General features: G+C 59.7%; 18 protein-coding genes. 10 read left to right on the plus strand and 8 right to left on the minus strand.

The features are described from left to right. Positions 1–412: 412 nt before the first annotated feature. From FSO04_RS22390 to FSO04_RS22420, 7 genes are all read right to left on the minus strand, one after another. Complete coding sequence (locus FSO04_RS22390; RefSeq protein WP_154562575.1) at positions 413–1,855, minus strand: aldehyde dehydrogenase family protein; 1,443 nt, start codon at positions 1,853–1,855, stop codon at positions 413–415. 33 nt (positions 1,856–1,888) lie between these two features. Continuing rightward, positions 1,889–3,073 (minus strand): fumarylacetoacetate hydrolase family protein, encoded by a 1,185-nt coding sequence (locus FSO04_RS22395; RefSeq protein ID WP_154562577.1) that lies wholly within the window; start codon positions 3,071–3,073, stop codon positions 1,889–1,891. Between the two features lie 68 nt (positions 3,074–3,141). Then, a complete protein-coding gene (locus tag FSO04_RS22400) occupies positions 3,142–4,374 on the minus strand; it encodes a porin (protein ID WP_154562579.1) in 1,233 nt (410 codons plus the stop codon). A 331-nt stretch (positions 4,375–4,705) separates the two neighbouring features. Next, positions 4,706–5,722, minus strand: a complete 1,017-nt coding sequence (locus FSO04_RS22405; protein ID WP_154562581.1) for a Gfo/Idh/MocA family protein — start codon at positions 5,720–5,722, stop codon at positions 4,706–4,708. Between the two features lie 21 nt (positions 5,723–5,743). After that, positions 5,744–6,667 carry a shikimate dehydrogenase family protein gene (locus FSO04_RS22410; RefSeq protein WP_233464947.1) on the minus strand — a complete coding sequence of 308 codons (924 nt, stop codon included), beginning with the start codon at positions 6,665–6,667 and terminating at the stop codon, positions 5,744–5,746. Between the two features lie 150 nt (positions 6,668–6,817). Next, entirely contained in the window at positions 6,818–7,270 is a 453-nt protein-coding gene (locus FSO04_RS22415; RefSeq protein ID WP_154562583.1) for a cupin domain-containing protein, read from the minus strand. A gap of 120 nt (positions 7,271–7,390) precedes the next feature. Then, a complete protein-coding gene (locus FSO04_RS22420) occupies positions 7,391–8,824 on the minus strand; it encodes an MFS transporter (RefSeq protein ID WP_154562586.1) in 1,434 nt (477 codons plus the stop codon). Positions 8,825–8,910: 86 nt separating this feature from the next. On the opposite strand from FSO04_RS22420, the gene FSO04_RS22425 reads away from it, so the two are divergent. The 6 genes from FSO04_RS22425 (at position 8,911) to FSO04_RS22450 (ending at position 15,134) form a co-directional block, all read left to right on the plus strand. Next, on the plus strand, positions 8,911–9,717 hold the full coding sequence (locus FSO04_RS22425) for an IclR family transcriptional regulator (protein WP_154562588.1): 807 nt from the start codon (positions 8,911–8,913) through the stop codon (positions 9,715–9,717). A gap of 1 nt (position 9,718) precedes the next feature. Next, a complete protein-coding gene (locus FSO04_RS22430; protein ID WP_154562590.1) occupies positions 9,719–10,522 on the plus strand; it encodes a 2-keto-4-pentenoate hydratase in 804 nt (267 codons plus the stop codon). 12 nt (positions 10,523–10,534) lie between these two features. Further along, a complete protein-coding gene (locus FSO04_RS22435; RefSeq protein WP_154562592.1) occupies positions 10,535–11,428 on the plus strand; it encodes a fumarylacetoacetate hydrolase family protein in 894 nt (297 codons plus the stop codon). Positions 11,429–11,457: 29 nt separating this feature from the next. Then, positions 11,458–12,153, plus strand: a complete 696-nt coding sequence (locus FSO04_RS22440; protein WP_154562594.1) for a hypothetical protein — start codon at positions 11,458–11,460, stop codon at positions 12,151–12,153. 101 nt (positions 12,154–12,254) lie between these two features. Next, a complete protein-coding gene (locus tag FSO04_RS22445) occupies positions 12,255–13,826 on the plus strand; it encodes a UxaA family hydrolase (RefSeq protein WP_154562596.1) in 1,572 nt (523 codons plus the stop codon). 510 nt (positions 13,827–14,336) lie between these two features. Further along, positions 14,337–15,134: a substrate-binding domain-containing protein gene (locus FSO04_RS22450; RefSeq protein ID WP_168435790.1), complete on the plus strand. Its 798-nt coding sequence runs from the start codon at positions 14,337–14,339 to the stop codon at positions 15,132–15,134. A gap of 234 nt (positions 15,135–15,368) precedes the next feature. Here the strand turns inward: FSO04_RS22450 and FSO04_RS22455 are convergent, their stop codons facing one another. Then, the gene (locus FSO04_RS22455; RefSeq protein ID WP_154562598.1) at positions 15,369–16,784 is read right to left on the minus strand and encodes an IS1182 family transposase; all 1,416 of its coding nucleotides are present in this window, start codon (positions 16,782–16,784) and stop codon (positions 15,369–15,371) included. 283 nt (positions 16,785–17,067) lie between these two features. On the opposite strand from FSO04_RS22455, the gene FSO04_RS22460 reads away from it, so the two are divergent. The 4 genes from FSO04_RS22460 to FSO04_RS22475 all read left to right on the plus strand — a co-directional run bounded on the left by FSO04_RS22460 (position 17,068) and on the right by FSO04_RS22475 (position 22,035). After that, positions 17,068–17,340 (plus strand): hypothetical protein, encoded by a 273-nt coding sequence (locus tag FSO04_RS22460; protein ID WP_154562600.1) that lies wholly within the window; start codon positions 17,068–17,070, stop codon positions 17,338–17,340. A 412-nt stretch (positions 17,341–17,752) separates the two neighbouring features. Further along, complete coding sequence (locus FSO04_RS22465) at positions 17,753–18,928, plus strand: porin (protein WP_168435791.1); 1,176 nt, start codon at positions 17,753–17,755, stop codon at positions 18,926–18,928. Between the two features lie 69 nt (positions 18,929–18,997). Further along, a complete protein-coding gene (locus FSO04_RS22470) occupies positions 18,998–20,077 on the plus strand; it encodes a hypothetical protein (protein WP_154562604.1) in 1,080 nt (359 codons plus the stop codon). A gap of 842 nt (positions 20,078–20,919) precedes the next feature. Further along, positions 20,920–22,035 (plus strand): alkene reductase, encoded by a 1,116-nt coding sequence (locus FSO04_RS22475; protein ID WP_154562606.1) that lies wholly within the window; start codon positions 20,920–20,922, stop codon positions 22,033–22,035. Positions 22,036–22,474: the final 439 nt, after the last annotated feature.

The raw sequence follows: 22,474 nt of genomic DNA on the forward strand, positions 1-22,474 counted from the left end.
CGACGCATTCGGGAAGTAGTGCGACCTGCTTGCGGTCATCGCCTTCAACGAATCGCTTCATGAGTCACCCGGTCTCAATGAGTTGATTCAGTTTAGGCGATGAGTGCGTTTTCACACAGGCTCGGCCATTAACAGCCTTTCGCAGTCGCGCAAAGATTGTCATTCGAGCGGCTGCTACAAACCGATCAGCGGACCTTCGAACGTGGCCATCCTCTCGGTGATCTGCGGCCGTCGAACGTTTCCTCGATACAGCTGACTGTATAAGCATTCAACCGCCATGTGATCGGCTGCCGTGTAACCGGCTGCCGGGTAGCCGGTTACCGTTCACGCCGCCCGTGCGGTCGTGTCGAGCTTAGCGAGCACTCGTGCATGTCATAGGGATCGGCGATTTATCGCGGTTTTTATCGCTTGGTCAAACGTTCCCGGGAGCGATGTAAGCGGTTTTCACGATTGTATAGAACTCGCGCGCATAGGTGCCTTGTTCACGGGGACCCAGGCTCGAACCTTTGCGCCCGCCGAATGGAACGTGGTAATCGACGCCCGCTGTCGGCGTATTGATCATTACCATACCGGCCTGTACGTGACGCTTGAAATGGCTCGCATGAGCCAGCGACATGGTGCAGATGCCAGCGGAAAGGCCGAATGGCGTGTCGTTGGCTACGGCAAGCGCTTCCTCGTAATCCGCGACCTTGATGACGGAAGCGACAGGACCGAACACTTCCTCCCTGTTGATCGTCATCGCCGAGGTCGTGTTGGTCACGAGAGCGGGCGCCAGGAAAAATCCTTCGGTCGCCGAGGGAACACGGTCACCGCCAAACACCGAACCACCTTCGGCACGTGCGAGTTCGATATAACGCTCGTCCTGTTCTAGCTGTTTGGCGTCGACAACGGGACCGATCTGCGTCGACGCATCCAGCGCGTTACCAATCTTGAGACTGCGCATGCGCGCCTGCATGGCCTCGACAAAACGGTCGTGGATGCCGCTCGTCACGATCAGGCGGCTAGATGCGGTACAACGCTGGCCGGTGGAGTAGAAAGCGCCGTTGATGCAGGCCTCGACCGCGACGTCCAGATCGGCATCGTCGAGCACGACCATCGGGTTCTTGCCACCCATCTCGAGCTGGAATTTCTTACCGGTGGCGACGCATTTCGCGGCGATCGCCTGGCCGGTCCCAACCGAGCCCGTGAAGCTGATGGCATCCACGTCAGCTGATTTGACGAGTGTTTCGCCGACGATCGAACCCGTGCCCATGACGAGATTGATTACGCCCGCTGGTGCACCGCCTTCGGCGATGATCTTGACGAGTTCCCATACGCTCCCCGGCACGAGTTCCGCCGGCTTGATGACCACGCAGTTTCCATACGCGAGCGCAGGCGCGATCTTCCAGGCGGGAATAGCGATCGGGAAGTTCCACGGCGTGATCAGACCGATGACGCCTAGCGGTTCGCGTGTGACTTCGACCGTCAGTCCCGGGCGGACGGACGGCAAAATCTCGCCGCCGACCCGCAATGCCTCGCCCGCGAAGAATTTGAAAATCTGTCCGGCGCGTCCCACTTCGCCGACTGCTTCGGCGAGCGTTTTCCCTTCCTCGCGTGCCAGCAGCTTACCGAGTTCGTTTTTGCGCGCAAGGATGGTGCTGCCGACCTGGTCGAGCAAGTCAAAGCGCTGTTGTGGGGTACTGAGCGACCACGTGCGAAAGGCTGAGCGTGCAGACGCGATTGCTTTCTGTGTCTGATCTGCGCTGGCCCGTGCGAAATGGCCGATCACGTCGCTCGTGTCCGAAGGGTTCACATTAGGAGCGAAGTCGTTGCCATCGACCCATTCGCCGCCAATGAAGTTCTTGAATTGCGTCATCGTAAATCCGTCAGTGAGTAAATATCTGCTTGATCAACCGAGGTTCAGCAGCGAGCGCTCGGCGAGATTGGCGTACAGCGCACGCACGCCGAATGTCCACGGAGCGATTTGGGTCGACAGCCACACGGTGTTGACGAGCGCGCCAAGCGGAGGGGCGCTGATCGTCACGCGGTCGCCGAGGTGATGCGTAAAGCCGCCACCCGGCGCATCGCGATCTTTGATCGGAGAGAACATCGTGCCGAGGAACAACATGAAGCCGTCGGGATACTGATGGTGCTTGCCCCAGGTCTGACTCACCAGGTCAAGAGGGTCACGGCTGATCTCCCGCATATGGCTGATGCCTTCAAGCACGAAGCCGTCGTCGGTACCTTCCACGCGCAACGAAACACTCGTTTCACGAATCGTGTCCAGTGTGAACCGTCCGTCGAACAGGCGAATGAACGGGCCGATCGCGCATGAGCCGTTGTTATCCTTACATTTGCCCAGCAGCAGGGCGGAGCGGCCTTCGATGTCGCGCAGATTGACGTCGTTACCCAGTGTGGCGCCCACCGCCTCGCCCCTGCTGTTGACTGCGAGGACGATCTCCGGCTCTGGGTTGTTCCACTTCGAAGCAGGCAACAAGCCGATATCGGCACCGAGTCCGACTGAAGACATAGGCTGCGACTTCGAAAATACCTCTGCATCGGGACCGATTCCGACTTCCATGTACTGCGACCATGCACCGCGTCGCTGCAGCTCTTCCTTAAGCTTGGCGGCAGCTTCTGAGCCGGGCTTGATTTTCGACAGATCGGTGCCGATCAGACGCGTGATCGCAGCGCGCACTTCCTCAGCCTTCGCAGCTTCGCCGCCTGCCTGCTCTTCAATGACGCGCTCAAGAAGGCTAATGGCGAACGTTACGCCACAGGCTTTGATGGCTTGCAGATCGCAGGGAGCCAGGAGGTAGGGTTGATCGTCTTTCCGTTGTGCGGCGACGGTGGCTTCGATCAGATTGCCGACATGACCCAGAGATTCGCCGGAAGCCTGCCGGACGAGTTCTACGAGATCCTGGCGATCGAAAAGATCGGACACTGTTGGTGCGATGCGGGAGATATCGAATACTTCCCCGCCGCGAACCGCAACGACGCACGGTCCCGCGCCGTTTTTCGTTTGACGCCACACGCGGCCAACGAGCAGGGCACCGTCGAGATCGTGAGGCAGATAGCTGGAATATGAGGTCATGAACGGATCCAATGTGCATTGAAAGTGGTGGCAACGGTAGCCGCAATAAGGATAAAACTCTGGTGACGCTAGAAGCGGTGGACGATACCCACGCCTGCTGCGAACATGCTGCGCGACGACGACGGAGTCGACTGGAAGCCGTCGCCGATCGATGCCGTTGCGGCGATCGAGCGGTTGGTCGGGCCACCCGGGAACGTCGGCGTGGCGAGCGTACGGCCGTTCGCACGCTGGAACGCTTGAAGTGCGTAGAACCCGGTACGTTTGGACAACGCGTAGTACTGGGACAGGTTGAACTGGTGGTACGACGCTGCGTCGTCGATTCCGTTCGCCTTGCTCGCCCACGTGTAGCTGTAGCCTGCAGCGAAGTCCCATGCCGTCGTGGGCTTCCAGTGCAGCACGGTGCCGGCGGTGTTGAAAACCTGCTCGTCAGTGAACTTCGACAGCACGCCCGGGATGTACTGAACGTTCGTGTACGTCGCCGAGATATCCCACGCGCTGTTGAACACGTAGCCGACGCCGACCGCGAAGCGATTCTGCGCCTGCGCGCCCTGATAGCCGTTCGTCACCGCCGACACACCCGACTGGCCAGCCGTATTCATCGTCGAATCCGTACCGTAGACGCCGCCGCCGACGGTCGAGTTGTTGATGCGCGAGAACGCAACCGTACCGCCGATCGGGCCTTGCTGATACTGGATCGCCGCCGACCACGTCGAACCGCGATACACGCTGTCCGGCACGCCTGCGAGCGAGTACGAGCCGCTGACCGTCACGCCGTAGAGCTTCGGAGAGGTATATACGATCGAGTTGTTCGCGCGGTAGATCGTGTCCAATGCGTCCAGATCGCCCGGGTGCGCGCCGAAGTAGCCGGTCAGCCAGTTCGTGGGGCTGTACGGCGCCATCAGTGTGTAGTAAGACGTGTACTGACGACCCAATGTCAGCGTACCGAAGGTCTGATTCGTCAGACCGACCCAGGCTTGACGGCCGAACATCGCGTTCGCGTATTGCTGCGCGCCGCTGTTGATGTTGAAGCCCGACTCCAACTGGAAGATGGCCTTGGTGCCGCCGCCCACATCTTCTGCGCCCTTCAGGCCGAAGCGGCTTCCCGCCCAGATGCCCGATGCCATCTTGACGTTCGAGCGACCACCGCTCGTCGAACCGAGCGACGTCTGGCTGCTCTGATAAACGATCGAATCATCGACGATACCGTAGAGCGTCACGCTGCTTTGAGCGAACGCCGGCGCAACTGCCGCGAGTGCCGTTGCTGCGGCAACGGCGGCCTTGTTCAAGTAGAAACCCTTCATTAAATTCTCCTCTATGTCCACGTGAATTGCTTTTGCCCTATCGGATCGGTACGAGCGCCTTGAGTACGCTCATATCGACCCTTGGTGTCGTCGGATTACTTGCAACTACATTCTTCGGCTCGCGCGTCATATCAATTACGGACAACTAACGTAGGTGTGCGGCGCGCCGCTTCCAGATGAAACTAGAGCAACTAGACCTGCGGGAAATTCCTCGTTAAAGCGCTAGATCCATCAGGTTGCGAGCAGCTACCCATGCTGCGGCGATTGACACCGATCCTTAGGCGCATGCAGGTCGGCTGTCTCGCGTTTTTCCTACGCTACAGATTTCTGACTAGGAAACGGGATCCAGTTTAATAGACACTCCGCCCTGTTTGGCCGAGGCGTAGGCCGCGTCCATGACTTGCATCATCAGCTCCGCATCCCGCAACGATGCGATCGGCTTTGCGCCAGTCCGACTTTCGGCGAGCACACGCTTGACAAACAAGGGGTAATAGACGTCGGTCTCAAGCTGGAGGCGGCGGCTTCGCGTGCCGGCAGAAAGATTATTTCTGTCGCGGATCTCGATCCGGTCCGGACCAGACTTCGCGTACATGCGGTTCGAAGCAAGAGTGAAAGAAAATTCGCGCTGCTCGTCGGGTGTACTGGGGAAGCTATATCCCGTTTCCACCAGGCCGATCACGCGGTCTTCGGTTTGCATTGTCAGCAGCGAATAGTCCTCAACGGCCGTTTGATGCGTTCTTGAGTTCATCGTGGCAGAGACTCGGACGATCTCCTTGCCAGTGAGCAATCTGAACAGGTCGATGAAGTGAGTCGCCACATTGATTGTCGATCCGCCTCCGGAATACACAGGATCGAGCGCCCAGCTGGCACCGGCCGCTTCGTATCGACTGGGCGGTCCCACAATGAAACGGAACGACATGTAGTTGAAGTCCGACGGTATGCGCCCCTCCGCATCTTCGAGCGAGCTGAGCAACTCGCTCATCCGGAAGATCAATGGCACTGCGCAATAAAGATTGGCTTCCTCGGTCAGTTTGCGAAGTCGGGTGATCTGCGACATGTTGACGCCGCACGGTTTCTCCAGCGCAAAGGGAATGTTACGCGCGATCACGGCCTCAGCGAGCGCCGGCATCTCAGAATGCCGCCCGAACACGAATGCGAAATCGACTTCCTCACGCTCGAGCAGTTCATAGGCCGACGAGTACAGCTTGCTTCCGAATCGTGCGGCAATTGCCTCGCCCTTGACATCCTCCGCATCTGACACGGCAACCACTTCAATCCCGGGCGCGTCCAGCGCATCGAGATAGAGTGGCACATGCCAATGACTGACTTCCAGTAAAGCAACTCTCATGCGTATTCTCCTTTGAGATTTTTACTCATCGCGGGCCGTGTCCGGTGCTGATCGTCCATCGGGGCGGTAATCGAATCCCAGAAACTTAAGTGCATAGACAGCCTGCCCCTGATGCATCGGGCCCCCGTCCTGGGTACGGCATCCACGCGCCTGCGCGGCGCGGCGAAGCGGCGTTGGCTCGGACGCATTGATGATGTCGACGACGATGGCGCCAGGCGCGAGCCGCTCAGGATCAACTGGCATGGCATCGTTCGCTTTCATGCCAAGCGGCGTGGCATTGATAACGATGTCGAAGCCTTGCGGATCGGGTGGCCCCGAACGTACGTCGCAGCCGGTTTCAGCAGCAACAGATGCCGCAAGGTCGCCAGCCCGATGCCCGTCGACATCGGATACGGTTAGCTTGCTAGCGCCTGCGGACGCAACCGCAAATGCGATGGCGCTCCCCGCACCTCCGGCGCCTAAGAGAAGCACGGACTTATTCACCGGGTGGTTGCCTTCCCACTGCATCCCAAGAACGCAACCGACGCCATCAAATATCGCGCCGACCCAACGTCCATCTGCTTCGCAACGGATGACGTTGAGCGCGCCGACCTGACGGGCAGTTGGATCTAGTTCATCGACAAATTCCAGCATCCGTTGCTTATGAGGCATGGTGACGAGCAGGCCGGAGAGATTGCCCATCGCTCGTGCACCGCTGACGAACTCGGACAGGTTTTCCGCCTTCACCCAGAACGGAACGCAAGCCGCGTCCACGCGCTGTTCAGCAAAAAGCTGGTTCAACAATTGTGGCGACTTAGCTGCCGTCAGTGGATCGCCCACTAATCCATAAAGTCGCGATTTACCTGTGATATGTGGATCCATAGCTGTTTGGTGTTCGATGTTGGCTGAAGGCGCAGTCTTGCGTGACTGCTCGGAAATGTGGCGTACCAAGCGCGTGTCGGACACATACAATCTCCGACCGAGCCCCTTTGATGACGAAGACCGCATCTCTTTGACGCAACGCGCTCAATTCGACTTTGGGCCGTCTGCGGCTGTCGGATGCGCCGAGAACTGGCGTTCTCATGACACTCGAGAAGGCCCCAAGGGTATAAACAGTCACTTCCAAGGCGCCGGCGGTACGTCCAGATCCCAAGTCCCGTAGACAGCGGGCTCGTTAATCTCGATGACCTCGAGGTCGTCGGAGCGCCCTATCACGTTGTGCGGCACGCCGGCAGGCTGCGACAGGCCGTCACCAGCGTTAAGCGTCACGTCGCCCTCCACTCCGGCGAAACGGAACGTCACGGATCCGCGCAGCACATACAGGTAGTGCCCAGTCATGTCGTGCCAGTGCCAGCCAGTGGGATCGGTGAACGGCTTCAGCGCACGAATGTGTTTCGCTCCGATGCGACCGTTGGTCACCGCGGCGAGTCCGAGGTCGCGATACTCAGAGTCGGCGCGCAGGCCCTCTTGGTTCCAGGGCGACTCGGCCGCGCTGATGCGCGCAAACGCGCTTAGAGATTGCGCGAGCTCGCGCGGGCCGTCGTAACGGGGTGTGTCTTCGTTGTGCATGTGCGTTCCCTTTGTGCGGTGTCAATCGATTTGCAAGCGCCGCAGTCGCATCGTTTATGTTCGGCTCATGCCAAGTTGCACCAACACAGTGGTCGCAACGAGTAGGGCCGGCCAGAACGGCTACGAGCGAATCTGATTTGCGAGATCCTGGGCATCGGCAGTTTTGATTCCTCCGGCCATCGCTTCGCCGCGCAAGCGCTCGTACTCGACTTTGGGTACCGGGACCGCATCGCGGTCGCCGAGATCGTTGAGGCGGATCCGATACGTCTCCCGCGTAGTGAAAGCAGCGAACGCGGCGACAAGACAAATGCCGAACGTCAGCAAACCGATCTTCAGCGGAATATTGGTGGAGCCGGGGGGCGCGACAGCTACGAAGAGTGTTGGCGTCAGTGCAGCAAGCGTCGTCCCAACGTTTTGTCCGATGGCCATTCCCGTCACGCGCACCCGCGTGCGGAATAATTCTGGGAAAAGGCTCGGGAAGACACCGTTGAAGCCTTGGTAGGCAACGCCCCACATCAGCATCGAAAGAATCAGCGAGAGCCAGAGGTTATGGATGCTGATGGCGTAGAGGTATGCGAACGAGAGCAGCCCGGCGCTGAGGACGCCTGCGAGAACGGGCGGCCTGCGGCCAATTCTGTCAGAGAGATTGCCGACGAAGGGAATCAGTATGACCGAGCAGATGTTGCCAAGAACCGGAATCAAAAGAAAGACGCCGGCAGAAAAGCCGATACCGTAGGCCGGCTGGACCGCATACGCGGCGCCGAAAACTGTAGCGAGAAGCGCGATGACGGCGGTGAGCGCCATGCAGATTACGCGCAAGACATCGTCCCAACTCTGCCGGAGGACTTCGACGACCGGTGAGGCAGGAACTTCGCCATGGGCCTGCTCCTCGGAGAAAGCCGGAGTTTCCTCGACCTGGCGGCGAATGACGTAGCCGACGATGATAACGACAAAACTGAGGAGGAACGGAATTCGCCATCCCCAGGAAGCGAACTGGTCCTTCGGCATGTAATGCGCGAGGGGCAGGAAGACCGCTGCCGCTAGGAGCTGCCCAGCTTGCACCCCTTGGAGCGTGAAGCTCGCAAAGTAGCCACGCCGGCCGAACGGTGCATGCTCAAGAATCATGGAACTGGCGCCGGAGACCTCTCCCGCGACGGCGAACCCCTGAATGAGCCGGAGGGTGACAAGCATCACCGGAGCCCAGATGCCGGCCTGCTGATACGTGGGCAAGAGTCCCACGCCCATCGTCGAAATGCCCATTAAAAACATGCAGAAAATCAGCACCGTCTTCCGGCCGTGTCGGTCGCCGACGTGGCCAAGCACCATCGCGCCTATTGGTCGGGCGACATAGCCGACGCCGAAAGTCGCCAGTGATGCGATGATGGCAACCGTCGGGTTGCCAGAGGGAAAGAAGAGCTGCGGAAAGAGTAATGACGCTGCGGTCGCGTAAATAAAGAAGTCGTAGTACTCGAGCGCTGAGCCGATCCAGCCGCTGGCCGCGGCTATCTTCGACTGGCGCTGACGATGGGCCTCAGCTTGGGTGCTTCCGTTCATGACTTGTCTCCGTCGTGGATTGACTTTTCGGCGCCGTTCCGTTATTGTTGTAACACCGTTCCAGTAAGAACAATGTTACCCATATTATGAGAGTTGTCAAGGGAGCCGTTGACCGTTCGCTTCAGGCGATCGAGTTGCTCGCACGTGAAGCGCGCTGGATGCGTATGTCCGATATCGCCGCTGAACTCGAGCTGGAGAAAGGCCCCGCCCATCGCGTGCTTGCGCAGCTGTGCGAGCAGGGCTGGGCTGAACAAGATGAACAGACCTCCCAGTACCGCTTGACCTTGAAGCTTTCTTTGCTTGGTCAGCGGTTCCTGCACGGGCTCGGGTTGCCGGGCCTGGTGCAGCCGATTCTCGACGAACTCGCAGCGCAATGTCACGAGCTAGTTCGGCTGACGGTCGTCAATGAAGGGACGCTCGCGTGGTTCGCTGCGTCTCAAGGCGCGGCGCCCGGTCTCATGTATTCGCCGTCCATGCATAGTCCCATCGCATTGCATGCCACATCGGTCGGAAAGGTGTGGTTGGCGACAATGTCAAACGACGAAGCAATCGGGCTCGCACTGCGCGGGGGGCTCGGCCAGCCCAACGGCGCAGGGACATCGAAGGCGATTAATAGCGTCGACCGATTGATACCGGAGCTCGAACTGACGAGGCAACGTGGCTATGGTCTGGTCGTCGAGGAAGCCGAGCCAGGTGTCGTCGCGATGGCCGTGACCGTGCGCTCGCTGATTGACGGGGCGATAGTCGGGACGATGAGCATTGCTGGGCCGGTCTTACGCATACCGCCGGAGCGTTACGACGCCTTTTACGCGCTACTGCGCGAAGCATCCGCGAAGTTGGGAGCTGTCTGGCCGCGACAGAGCGTCGATCGGCACGTCAACGAGGCGGCCTGAGATGCCGGACGCAGTTCATGCTTCTCAGCGAGTCGCCCTTTGGCATGAGAAGGCAGCAAGCATTCTCGTCGCAGCGCGCCGTCAAGGCACGCAAGTGGAGCGCCTCCCCGTTGAACTGCGGCCTTCAACGGTTGACGAGGGCTTCGCGATCCAGCGAAAGGTGAGTGATGCCCTTGAGAGTAGAACCGGCGCATGGAAATGCGCGCTTCCGCAGCCGGGCAAGGTCATCGCTGCGCCGATCTACGACGCCGATATTCATCGAGGCGATGTATGTCGCATGAGTGGGTCTCCGCGTGTCTCTGTAAGGGCGGAGCCGGAACTGGCCTGCCTGCTGAACCGCGACCTGCCGCCGCGGCGCGAAACCTACAGCGAAGCTGAAGCGCTCGACGCTCTCGGGCACACGCACCTCGCGCTCGAATTGCTAGGCAGTCGTTATTCGCATCCCGAAACGCTGTCGTTTCCTGAACTACTGGCAGACGGCCTGTTCAATGCCGGCCTTGTCATCGGCCCCCGCGTTAAATCTCGGGAGGGCGCGACGCTGGCCGATCTCCCCGTCGAATTCGACGTCAGTCTGGCCAGCGTCGGCGAAGAACCAGTCATGTGTGCGGGACGCCACCCTGACCGGGGTGCGCTCCAGCCGATTGTGTGGCTCGTCAATTTCCTTCGCGTCCGCGGCCTCGGGCTGCATGCCGGCCAAGCTGTGATCACCGGGTCCTACGCGGGCGTTCTGGAGTTGCCAGTTGGTCGCGAGTTGCATATCGGCTTCGGCGACCTCGGCACATTGCCGATTACTTTTCTGTCTTGATAGGAGTACTAGATGCGTCTCGTCCGTTTTGGCCAGCCTGGTCAGGAGCACCCCGGTATCATCGATTCGAGCGGCGCGATCCGCGATCTGACCGGCATCGTGAGCGACATCGATGGAACGACCATAACGCCAGCCGCCCTTGCAAAGCTGAGCGAACTTGATCTGGATCGCCTACCCGTCGTTGAGGCGGGGACGCGTCTTGGCGCCTGCGTCGGCAATGTCCGTAACCTCGTGTGCATTGGCCTGAACTACTCCGATCATGCTGCTGAAACCGACACGCCGATCCCACGCGAACCTGTGGTGTTCAACAAACACACGGGCTCCATCAGCGGCCCGAACGATCCGGTCGTCTTGCCCGCAGACGCGCGCAAGCTCGATTGGGAGGTGGAACTCGGCGTGGTGATCGGCAAACCCGCGTGGCAGATCGACGAAGCCAACGCGCTGGACCATGTGGCGGGTTACTGTCTTGCGAATGATGTTTCGGAACGTGCGTATCAGCTCGAACGCGAAGGCCAGTGGACCAAGGGCAAAAGCGGATTCTCATTCGCTCCGCTTGGTCCTTGGCTGCTGACACGCGACGAAGTTCCCGATCCGCAGGTGCTCGACCTGTGGCTGGACGTGAACGGTACGCGCCGTCAGACGGGCAACACACGCACGATGATTTTCAACGTCGCGCACATCGTGGCGTATCTCAGCCGCTTCATGCCTTTAATGGCGGGCGACGTGATTATTACGGGCACGCCTCCTGGCGTAGGCCTCGGTCAGAAGCCGCCTGTCTTCCTGAAAGCAGGCGACACCATGACGCTCGGTGGCAGCGGGCTCGGCGAGCAGGCACAAAAGGTTGTGCAGTACGTGGATACGCTTGGCGCAGCGTGGGGCCGCGGCGAGTATCCGTCGACACTTTAAGACGATTCGATTTCTCAAAGGGAGGAGATATGAGCCTTGCTGGAACGGGCGTCGTCGCCATCTGGCATGACCTGCTGCCGGAAGCGAAGGACGAATTTTACGAGTGGCACAATCGCGAGCACATGCCCGAACGCGCCGGGATTCCAGGGTTCAGGCGCGGTCGGCGCTTCATAGCACTGGATGCAGGTCCTGAGTACTTCAATCTTTACGAGGCTGACACGGTCGAGGTGCTTGGCGCGCAAGACTACCTTTCTCGGCTGAATACGCCGACGCCGTGGACCAAGCAGGTGGTCGCCTCTTTCCGGAGCGTCGCACGCTCAATCTGTCACGTGGCCTATTCGGACGGTGTTGGGCAGGGTGCCAATCTCATGACTGTGCGCTTCGACGTTGCATCGGATGCACGGGCGGAGGTCGTGAAGGGTGTGCGTCAGCGCGTCCTACCGCCCCTCGTCGACCTACCGGGTATCACGGGCGTGCACCTTTGCCTTGCCGACGAGGAGATCAGCAAGGTGGAAACGGCGGAGAAGAAGGCGCGTTCAGAAGGCACCCAGGTACCGACATGGATCGTGTTAGTCGAAGGGTGCCGGGCAGACTATGTCCGTTCAGCGGTGGACCGTTTCGTTTCGGGACTCGCGGCATTGCCCCAGGCCGGCGCGACAGCACCGGACACGACCCTCTATCAACTTGAGTACACGCGCTGCAAAACGCCCTGGAGCGCTGGCTGAGCGGTTAAGCGTCATCTGAGGACCGCTGCATGGCCCTTCGCGCGAATCCCACGTGGCTAAGCGCGACCGGCCTTTACCCTGAGAAACGTAGGAGTAGTGCCATGTCGTTGAATATCGCCGACACTTCAGAGCCATCCACCGCGTCGATGTCGGCTCGTGTCATACGGCTCAATCCTGCCGACGATGTTGTTATCGCGCTCGAACAGCTTGTGTCGGGCATGGTGCTCGGCAAGGAAGCAGTGACCGTGTCGGGACTGATTCCACCCGGGCACAAAGTGGCGACACATGACATCGGTCAGGGTGAGGCGGTGCACCGCTACGGCCAGGTAATCGGCTTTGCAAGCCAGCCAATTCGCGCGGGGCAGCATGTTCATACCCATAATCTTGCGATGGGCGATTTTGCGCGCGACTACGCGTTCGGTCAGGCCGCGCGTCCGACTGTTCCGTCGAATGAGCCGGCAACATTTCAGGGCATTGTCCGCGCAGACGGGCAAGTCGCCACACGGAACTATATCGGGATCCTCACCTCGGTGAACTGCTCGGCCACGGTTGCACGAGCCATTGCTGATCATTTCCGCCGCGACTTCCATCCCGAAGAACTGGCCGCGTTCCCGAATGTCGATGGCGTCGTGGCACTCACACACGGGTCCGGTTGCGCTATCGACTCTGAAGGCGATGGTCTAGCGATCTTGCAGCGCACGATTGGCGGCTATGCATGTCATCCGAACTTCGCAAGCGTGCTGCTCATCGGTCTCGGGTGTGAAACGAACCAGATCCCGCGACTTCTTGAGACACAGGGACTCCGGGAACACGACCGCTTGCGAACGTTCACGATCCAGGATAGCGGTGGTACGACACTGACGATCGCGAAGGGTATTGAACTGGTTCGGCGCATGTTGCCCGAAGCGAACAACGTGAGGCGGGAGCCGGTCGGTGCAAGTCATCTCACGGTCGGTCTTCAATGCGGAGGGTCGGACGGGTATTCCGGCATCACCGCCAATCCCGTGCTTGGTGCAGCCGTTGATCTACTCGTGCAACACGGAGGCACCGCGATTCTCTCGGAGACGCCCGAAATCTATGGCGCGGAGCACTTACTTACGCGCCGCGCCGAAACGCCCGAGGTGGGTCGGAAGCTGATTGATCGCATCAAGTGGTGGGAAGCGTATGCGCATCGGCAAGGGGCGCAAATGAACAACAATCCGTCTGCGGGCAACAAGGCAGGTGGCTTGACGACCGTCCTTGAAAAATCGCTGGGAGGCATTGCGAAAGCCGGCTCTACCAATCTGACCGAGGTGTACGAATATGCTCAGCCGGTCACGGCGCGCGGTCTGGTGTTTATGGACACGCCCGGCTACGACCCGGTGTCGGCTACGGGCCAGGTGGCCGGCGGTGCGAACCTGATCTGCTTCACGACGGGACGTGGTTCAGCTTACGGCTGCGCGCCGGCGCCATCCGTCAAACTTGCGACGAACACAGCACTATGGCAACGACAGTCTGATGATATAGACCTGAACTGCGGAGAACTGTTGGAAGGACGAGCGACGATCGAGCAACTAGGCCGCGTTCTTTTCGAATTGCTGCTAGATGTCGCCTCGGGAACCCGTTCTCGCAGTGAGCAGCACGGTTACGGACAAAACGAATTCGTACCTTGGCAAATTAGCGCGATCATGTGAGCGCACCTCAATACCGTTCCAGCCTCCAATACTGCTGCGCAGACAGTGACTTCCCCGCGCTGGCTTTCCCTAGGCGGCGGGTGTAAGCGAGACTGAAAGGCTGCTTTGCATCGCACTTCTGCCTCTGGGCACTCGGCGGTATGACGGTCTGCTTCGGGTCGCCTGCTGACCGTCGTGCCAAGCAATATCTGAGCGCTGTTACTCGGTCGAACCAAATTTGCGCATAGCGCTGACGGGCTAATATGACGTGGGTAATGTCAACTACGAATTCCGCCCATTCGAAGTGATCGTCGTACCCGTTTGAGGCGCTGAAAGCGACGTCGACGAAGCCCGTCGCACATAGGGATGGTTGTGCGCAGTGGCCATCGCGCAAACGGCGGCGTCGAGGGACTCCGAATTGGAGCGGCATCGGTGCTGCGCGCGATGCCGCGCTGCTGGCTAACATCATGAGTGGCGTCCAGACTCGATGCATGTCTGGGCTGGGTCATCCGATCGACATGGAGCGGGGCCGTGACTTGCCGCAAGCTGAAGGTTTACGCACTCGTATTCTGCGTCGCGGGCGCATTGTTGGGCAGCGTCGCGGCATCGGCAGATGAAGTTAAGGTGATGATCTCGGGCGGGTTTGCGTCAGCCTATCGCGCACTGGGGCCACAATTCGAGGAGGCGGCCGGCGATACGCTGGTCACCGTCTGGGGGCCTGTGGTGGGCACGGCCGCAAATGCCATCCCTGTGCGACTTGCGCGCGGCGAGTGGGCAGACGTGCTGATCGTGGTCGGCTATGCGCTCGACGATCAGATCAACGCCGGCAAGGTCGTGTCTGGCAGCAAGGTGGACTTCGCACGCTCGGCAATCGGCATCGCGGCTCGCGAGGGGGCGCCGAAGCCGGATATCAGCTCGGTCGACGCATTGCGGGGCACACTGCTCGCCGCGAAGTCGATCGTCTATCCGGACGACGCGAATGGAGTCTACATCGGCAGTGAACTATTCCGGCGTCTCGGTATCGAGGGGCGGGTAGAGCACAAGAGCCGCATGATCCCGGCCGAGCGGGTCGCCAGTGTCGTCGCGAACGGCGAAGCGGAGATCGGATTTCAGCAGATCGTCGAACTGTTGCCGGTGGACGGGGTGACGGTGGTCGGCAGTTTGCCCGCGGAGGTACAAAGGTACACGGTGTTTTCCGGGGGCATCGCCGCCAATGCCAAAAATCCAGCGGGCGCAGAGGCGCTGATCCGTTTTCTGTCATCGCCGGACGCGGCCCCCGCGATTGAGGGGACCGGGCTCGAACCACTAACACCGAAGACTGCGAACTGAGCGAAGCTGTGAGCCCAGCGGGCCGGCGACCTAGGTGACGGTCGGATCTTCCGAGAACGGCCAGGAAGCGACGTTCACGTGATGCCGCGGTTGGACACTGGAGCGTCGGTAGCACATCGATTGTGTTGAAAAAGTCTTGTTTTGGGTCAGGGCGCTGGAGTTGGCACGACGTTATCGAGTTGTGACGATCGGCGAAGCGGTGAACTTGGGCGAGGCAACGATCCTCATTTCTCGTCATGCAACTGCCTGGTTCATCTGCTTGCTTCCTGACATGAACCGCTTGGCCATTCTTCGCAGGTTTTGCGCAGTCGCTGCCATCAGGAACTCATCATGAGCACCGCTTGGACCTCGCAGTCGCAAACGGTCCAGTTTCAGGATGCGTTTGAGATGGGCAAAGAGCATTTCCACCTTCTTTCGCTCACGGCAAGATCGCTTGTATTCCGGCGTCTTCGCAATACGCCTCGTTTCGTCACGCGCAGCTTCATGGATGCTGCGGGCGATCTTGCGGAATGGTGTATTCGGACAGCAGCGGTCCTTCATCGAACAGCTCTCGCAGTCGAGCTGACTTGCCCGATAGATGATCGTGTCAGCCTTCGTGACGCGCGAGCGCGGATTCGTGAATTTGCGCCGATCACTGCGTAGTGCGTGCCCGGTGGGACAGCGATATTCATTGGCCAGTTCATCCCATAGGAACTCGCTGCTGGACAATGTATTGTCCTTGCGCGTCGTTTTATCCCAGACCGGAACATGTGGTGCAATCTCCTTCTCTTCGATCATCCAGGCAAGCATCGCTGCCGAGCCATACGCGGTGTCGCCTGCAAGACGTCGAGGTTTGAGATCATGCCGCCGCTCAACGCGGTCAATCATCGTCCTGGTTGATTCCACTTCGTGCGAACGGTTCGCGGGCGTCGCCTCGACGTCAACGATGATCCCTGCCTGCAGGTCAATCAGATAATTGGTCGAGTAGGCGAAGAACGGCAAGCCACCCTTGGCGGCTGTCCAGCTCGCGGCGGGATCCGTAAGAGATATCCTCCTTGGCGGGGTCGATGTCTCTGCCATCTCCGCCGCTTCGGTGCCCGCTGGATTCGCTTCTTCCAATGCTTCCAGATACTCGCGCACCGCACGGCTTTGTCCCTTGACGCAACCCCAGTCGATGGGCCCAGAACCCGGAACACCGCGTGCAGAGCTCGCGTCGGCTCTGATGATGCTTGCGTCAATCGCGAATCCTTCACCCTTTACGAGGCCTTCGGACATGCACCGACCCAGCACTGACTCGAACACATGGCGTAGTACATCGCTATCGCGGAAGCGACCGTGGCGGTTCTTGGAGAATGTCGAGTGTTCGGGTACGGCGTCCTCCAGGCCCAGGCGACAGAACCATCGATACGCCAGGTTCAGATGCACCTCTTCGCATAGCCTACGCTCGGACCGGATGCCGAAACAGTAGCCGACGATCAACATGCGGATCATGAGCTCCGGATCAATCGATGGCCGCCCCATCGGACTGTAGAACGGCGCGAGATGCTGGCGTAGATCGCGCAGATCAAGGAAGTGATCGATGCCTCTCAACAGGTGTTCGCGAGGGACGTGATTATCGAGGTTAAACGAGTAGAAGAGTTTGTCCTGTCCGCTGCCCAGTTGACCCATCATGACGAATCACTCCCGTCGATCGATGTCTTCCAGGATACCGAACATTCCGAACCACGGGCGACTTTTTCAACACAATCCATCGAAAGCGGTCACTGAAACTAGCAAACGCGGTGACGGTTGATCGGCCGAAGCGGTCACTCACGAAAGCAGGATTTCGCCGGTCTCACAGACGGCAGTGAAACAAATCTACAGCTATTAAGCTGACAATAAGCTTGGGTCTCTTATCCTGATGATGACGCGAAAGCAATTCGCTCACTTCCCTTTTTTTGAATGGAGGCCTGACATGTTGCGTCACATTACTGCCACTACCCGAACCGTTCTTGCCATCACCACCCTGACTGGCCTCGTTGCCATCGATCAGGCCGTCACATCACACCGCAGTTCCGTAAGTGCGCCCAAGCAGACGCAGACGACTCTCACGGATGACGCCAGGGGATCGCCGATGGACGCGGGCAATGCGCCGCTGTCCTCGTTGCAGCTCGCGGTGTTGCTTGAAGGATTCAACTGGCAGGCGCTCAACGATGCCGCACAAGCTGCATACGCGCGCACTCCGTAACGTCAGGGAGGCTCGCCGCACGGCGGGCCTTTTTCACTATTTCGCCGCATACCCGTCAGTGCATGACGCGCTGTCGTCTGCGCGCGTTCACGGGATTGGCGATTTCGTCTGTCGGAACTGAATGCGTTGCGCCTGGTGAACAGCCGATACGCGACGTCATAAAAAGTTCTTATCTCCCACGGCGCACAATCGTATCAGCCAAGCGGTACAAGCCTTCGGTGGAAATCCGGTGCTGCTGGCGATCGAGCAATTCAGTGTTGCTCAAAAATTGCGCGGACTGCAAAGATAGACTCGCTCGATCCCTTACCGGATCTTGCGGCGAGGCACCAGACGCAGCGGCGGGGCCCGGAAGGGACGTGCGGTTCCTATGACCCAGAGGAGCCGAATTCCCCCACTTCCGATGGATGATCAAGTGAAAGTCAATTCTCTAATTCTCGCGTCTGCAGCAATGTGGGCCACGGTGGCCCATGCGCAGAGCAGCGTGACGCTATACGGTCTTCTCGATGCCGGCGTCACGTATACGAACAATCAACATGTCAGCGGCACGACAGGTCACAGCAACGTGCAGGCGACCAGTGGCAATCTCAATTCCGACAGATGGGGACTGCGCGGCAGCGAAGATCTCGGCTCCGGTATGCATGCCATCTTCACGTTGGAGAACGGTTTCAGCATCACCAACGGAAAATTGGGCCAGGGTGGCCGTATGTTCGGCCGTCAGGCCTGGGTGGGCCTCGCGACAGACCAGTACGGCTCAGTGACACTAGGGCGTCAATACGATTCGGTAGTCGACTATCTTGGACCCATGAGCCTGACTGGCACGCAGTATGGAGGCACCCAGTTCGCTCACCCGTTTGACAACGATAATCTCGATAACTCGTTTCGCGTCGACAACGCGATCAAGTATGCGAGCGCGAACTATAGTGGCCTGAAGTTCGGCGGCGTCTATGGCTTTTCAAACCAGGCCGGCGCCTTTGCGAACAACCGTCTGTATAGCCTGGGCGCGTCATACAACACCGGTCCGTTGAACGTCGCGGCGGCCTACATGGAGATCAATCAGCCCGGGGTGAATAGTGGCGGCGCCCTGGACGGCACCAGCACGTCCGCCGACGCACCGTTCACCGCGCAACGTCAGCGCGTCTGGGGCGCGGGAGCGAACTATTCGTTTGGCGCCGCAACCGTCGGACTGGTATGGACCCAGACGAAGCTTGACAGTGCGACCACAATCAGCACCGGCTCGCCATCGAGCCCCACGAAGTTCGGCAATGCAAGCGGCCTTAGCTTCAACAACTATGAACTCAATGCGCGCTACGACCTGACGCCGGCGTGGCGTATCTCAGGCGCCTATACATTTACCGATGGTCGCCTGAGCAACGCGACAACGAACGCCAAACCCAAGTGGAACCAGATCAGCCTGCTGAGCGACTATGCGCTCTCCAAGCGGACGGATCTCTATCTCGAAGGCGTGTATCAACATGTCAACGGCGCGAGCGGCACCGTGTTGAACGGTGCGTTGATCAACGGTATTGGCGCGCAGTCGGCGACGAATACGCAAGTTGCGGTGACCGCAGGCATTCGCACCCGCTTCTAACTCCCAGCCCTCACAAGACGCGGCCGTCCCGCCGCACTTCCTCAAGATATCTCATCATCGAAAATACAAATGATTCAGAAAAAGTTAGTCACCCTGCTGAGTCTGGCCGCGACGCTATCCGCATGCGGCGGCAACAGTTCATCGACGCCCGCCGCGACACCCGCGTCTATAGCCGTCCCTGCTTCAGTGACCGCCGCTCAGTCGGGCTACAAGATTTCGGTCTTTGCCAAGGCGCCCGGCACGCTTTTGCCCGACGATCTCGTCCAGCACGGCAGCAACATCTTCGCCGTTGCGCAAGACAGCAATAACAATCCGGACGGAACGACAGTCGCGGGTACGTCGCCGCAAAGCCAGGTGATCGAGTACGATCTGAACGGCAATGTCGTCAAGACGTTCAACGTACCGGGACACCCGGACGGCATCATGGAGTTCGATTCGCACACGGTGTGGGTCAGCACCAATGAAGACGCGAACCCGCTTTTGATCGTGATCGATACCACGGCCAATACCCAGACAACGCTCGCGCCTGACGTTACGCCGGCACATGGTGGCGGACTCGATGACATGAAGCAGCTCAACGGGGTGGTGTATGTGTCCGCATCGCATCCTACACTGGGAGCCGCTACTGTAACGGCGCCTAAAGGCGTGAGTTCGGTGCCGTCGGCTTATACCGTCACCCTGAATCCGGACAACAAGACGTTTCATCTGACGCCCGCTCTGATGGGCAATGCGGCAGCGACGAACATTGCAACGAATACGCAAGTCATGCTTAACATGACCGATCCGGATTCGATGGCAATCGACCCGGCCGGCAACGTGGTCGTCGATAGTCAGGCCGACGCCGAACTCGTGTTCCTGAAGAACCCTGGTGCGAGTCAGTCGGTGAGCGTGTTGCCGCTTATGTTGTCCGGCAACGCTGCACCGGTGGACGACACGCGTTGGGCACCTTCAGGCAGTTCGTTCATGCTGGTGTCGGACAATAAAACTCAGTTGATCTATCGCATCGATGCAAGCGCTGGCTTTACGGCCGGAACGGCGTACGCCTCCGGCCAGGGCACGCTGTTGCAGCTCAACACTTCGACGGGGGCAATGACGCCGGTCTATACCGGGATGGGTTCCCCGCACGGAATGATCTTTGTAGGCCAGTAGCCGGCCCACTGCTGTCCATTCGGCGCACGCGATGCAGTGCGCTGGATGGGCAGCCGACTCGGACCTCGCGTCGTATCAGATGACACGCTCGAGGCGAGCCCTGCGCTTGGGCACGCTTGGGCCATTGTGTGAAGCAATCGGGTATGGAATTCAAGAAACTCGACCGTCTGCTCCGGGTTGACTCCGGTCTCAGGTCTCGCTCGTAAGCGCCCCTTCACCGAGCGCGGGACAAGACGGCTTGCGAACGTCCGCAAAGGCCGACAACTCGCCGAACGGCACGATTGGGCGAAGGTCCGCTGTACCTTGGAAGCCGTCGTTGAAGGAGCAACGGGTCGAGGGCCCTTGTGGGTCGATCAGCGACTGTCGTCATCCGGCTCAGTGCGGCCAACTGCGGACGCTCGTTAGCGAACTCTCAGGGACGTCCGAACGTCGGCTGCCCCGCCGACATCGGGCGTTCGCGAGCGCCAATGGCTGGACGTCAGCGCGTGCGGACGTTCGTGTTGTATTCGAATCAACTTTCTGCGAATTATTGTCTTCCGCTAGTTTTGCTTTTCCATGCCGAAGTGAGCCTATTCATTTCAGCCTCATAAGTCGCGCAAAGTTTAACGATTCGCTCGAGGCAACCGCCGACGCGCAACATGCATTCGTCTCATTCGGGATGCGTGAGAACAACGTCGAAGCTTGGTGTGCGTGTCCCTCATGCTCCGTGCCGTTCCGGATCGCCCTGACCCGGATGTGCTGCCATTCCACTCCGGAATGATGGCTATTGCCTCGCGGCCTCTACTGCACATGGACGCTTGCGGCCAAGATAGCGACACCCAACACTCTTCGAGGATGACGTCATGAGCAAGCTCTTCAGTCGTACGAAAGTCGGACATTTCGATCTGCAACACCGTGTAGTTCTCGCGCCGCTTACGAGAATGCGTACCGAGCCGAGCAATGTCCCGGGTGATCTCATGGTGGAGTACTACGCACAGCGTGCGACGGACGGTGGCCTGCTCATTACCGACGCGACGGCCGTGTCCCAGCTCGGCATCGCTTACGTCGATGCGCCCGGGATCTACACCGAGGAACAAGTCAAGGGCTGGAAGCGCGTGATCGATGCCGTTCATGCCAAGGGAGCACGCATCTTTCTGCAGATGTGGCACGCGGGCCGTCAGGCGCATCCTGCCAACACTGGCGGGGTCACACCCGTCGCCCCGTCGCCGTTGCGTTCGCTCGAGCATGCTGCGATTCGCGACGAGAGCGGCCAGGTCAGCGAGGCGGAACTGATCGTGCCTCGCCCCCTCGAGACCGCGGAAATCCCCGTTATCGTCGAGCAATTCCGTCGCAGCGCTGAACTCGCAAAGCAGGCCGGCTTCGACGGCGTTGAGCTCCACGGTGCCAACGGCTACCTGTTCGAGCAGTTCCTGCTCGACGGCACGAACCATCGCAGTGACGAGTACGGCGGCTCGATCGAGAACCGCGCTCGTTTCCTATTCGATACGCTCGATGCAGTCGTTTCCGTGTGGGGTCCCGCTCGCGTGGCCGTCCGTCTTTCGCCGAGCGGCGTTTACGGCACCATGTCCGATAGCAATCCGCATGCGACGTTCGGCTATGTGGCGGGCCGGCTCAATCAGTATGACCTCGCATACGTCCACGTGATCGAACCGCGCATTCGCGGCATTGTGGAGAAGGAGACGACCGACGCGGACGTCTCTTCGAAGGACATTCGCCGAATCTACAAGGGCACGATCATTGCCGCCGGCGGTTTCACCGGTGAGAGCGCTGAGCAGATCGTTGTCGATGGCCATGCGGATCTCGTTGCCTTCGGCCGGATGTTCATTTCGAACCCCGATCTTCCGGAGCGACTGCGTACTGGCGCGCCGCTCAATCGATACGATCGCTCGACGTTCTACGGTGGCGACGCGCGGGGCTACACCGACTACAAATCGCTGCCTGAAGAAGTCGCGGCCTGAATGTGTTTGCGGGCCAAGGGCGGCGCAGTGGCCGTTGACCCCGTCGCCCTTGAGTTCGGGCGCGCTGTTCTGCGGGTAAAACGCAGTACCAACCCGATTCCGTCGATGAATCGACGCCATCCACTCGCATTTCGGCGGGTCAACCGCAAGTTGTTTCCGACCGCAATCGGCCTGGCGCATCACAAGGAAATTGGCTGCACGTTGTAGCGGGTGAGGAGTGCTTCGCTTCACGCGATGACATCGGCAACGCATCGGCATGCCGGAGCCGAGTACCGCGTTTTCATCGTCGAAGGTGGCGAGTGAGGCGCCAGCGCCGTTGAGGTGGAAGCCCGGCCCTGTAGAGCGGCATTGCCTGCTGGAATGAATCTTATGCCGCGCCCGGCACTACCTCGCTGACCTGCTCCTCGCTAGCATGTTCTGCGTCGGCTCAGGGCTGCAT

This window comes from Paraburkholderia madseniana, assembly GCF_009690905.1.
GTDB lineage: Bacteria > Pseudomonadota > Gammaproteobacteria > Burkholderiales > Burkholderiaceae > Paraburkholderia > Paraburkholderia madseniana.

Bases quoted from the DNA above. Each gene is read 5' to 3' on its own strand.
- FSO04_RS22475 (WP_154562606.1), top strand. From the start codon at position 20,920: ATGAGCAAGCTCTTCAGTCGTACGAAAGTCGGACATTTCGATCTGCAA.
- FSO04_RS22415 (WP_154562583.1), bottom strand. From the start codon at position 7,270: ATGCACAACGAAGACACACCCCGTTACGACGGCCCGCGCGAGCTCGCG.
- FSO04_RS22390 (WP_154562575.1), bottom strand. From the start codon at position 1,855: ATGACGCAATTCAAGAACTTCATTGGCGGCGAATGGGTCGATGGCAAC.
- FSO04_RS22455 (WP_154562598.1), bottom strand. From the start codon at position 16,784: ATGATGGGTCAACTGGGCAGCGGACAGGACAAACTCTTCTACTCGTTT.
- FSO04_RS22425 (WP_154562588.1), top strand. From the start codon at position 8,911: ATGAGAGTTGTCAAGGGAGCCGTTGACCGTTCGCTTCAGGCGATCGAG.
- FSO04_RS22435 (WP_154562592.1), top strand. From the start codon at position 10,535: ATGCGTCTCGTCCGTTTTGGCCAGCCTGGTCAGGAGCACCCCGGTATC.
- FSO04_RS22400 (WP_154562579.1), bottom strand. From the start codon at position 4,374: ATGAAGGGTTTCTACTTGAACAAGGCCGCCGTTGCCGCAGCAACGGCA.
- FSO04_RS22430 (WP_154562590.1), top strand. From the start codon at position 9,719: ATGCCGGACGCAGTTCATGCTTCTCAGCGAGTCGCCCTTTGGCATGAG.
- FSO04_RS22445 (WP_154562596.1), top strand. From the start codon at position 12,255: ATGTCGTTGAATATCGCCGACACTTCAGAGCCATCCACCGCGTCGATG.
- FSO04_RS22460 (WP_154562600.1), top strand. From the start codon at position 17,068: ATGTTGCGTCACATTACTGCCACTACCCGAACCGTTCTTGCCATCACC.
- FSO04_RS22405 (WP_154562581.1), bottom strand. From the start codon at position 5,722: ATGAGAGTTGCTTTACTGGAAGTCAGTCATTGGCATGTGCCACTCTAT.
- FSO04_RS22420 (WP_154562586.1), bottom strand. From the start codon at position 8,824: ATGAACGGAAGCACCCAAGCTGAGGCCCATCGTCAGCGCCAGTCGAAG.
- FSO04_RS22470 (WP_154562604.1), top strand. From the start codon at position 18,998: ATGATTCAGAAAAAGTTAGTCACCCTGCTGAGTCTGGCCGCGACGCTA.
- FSO04_RS22395 (WP_154562577.1), bottom strand. From the start codon at position 3,073: ATGACCTCATATTCCAGCTATCTGCCTCACGATCTCGACGGTGCCCTG.
- FSO04_RS22440 (WP_154562594.1), top strand. From the start codon at position 11,458: ATGAGCCTTGCTGGAACGGGCGTCGTCGCCATCTGGCATGACCTGCTG.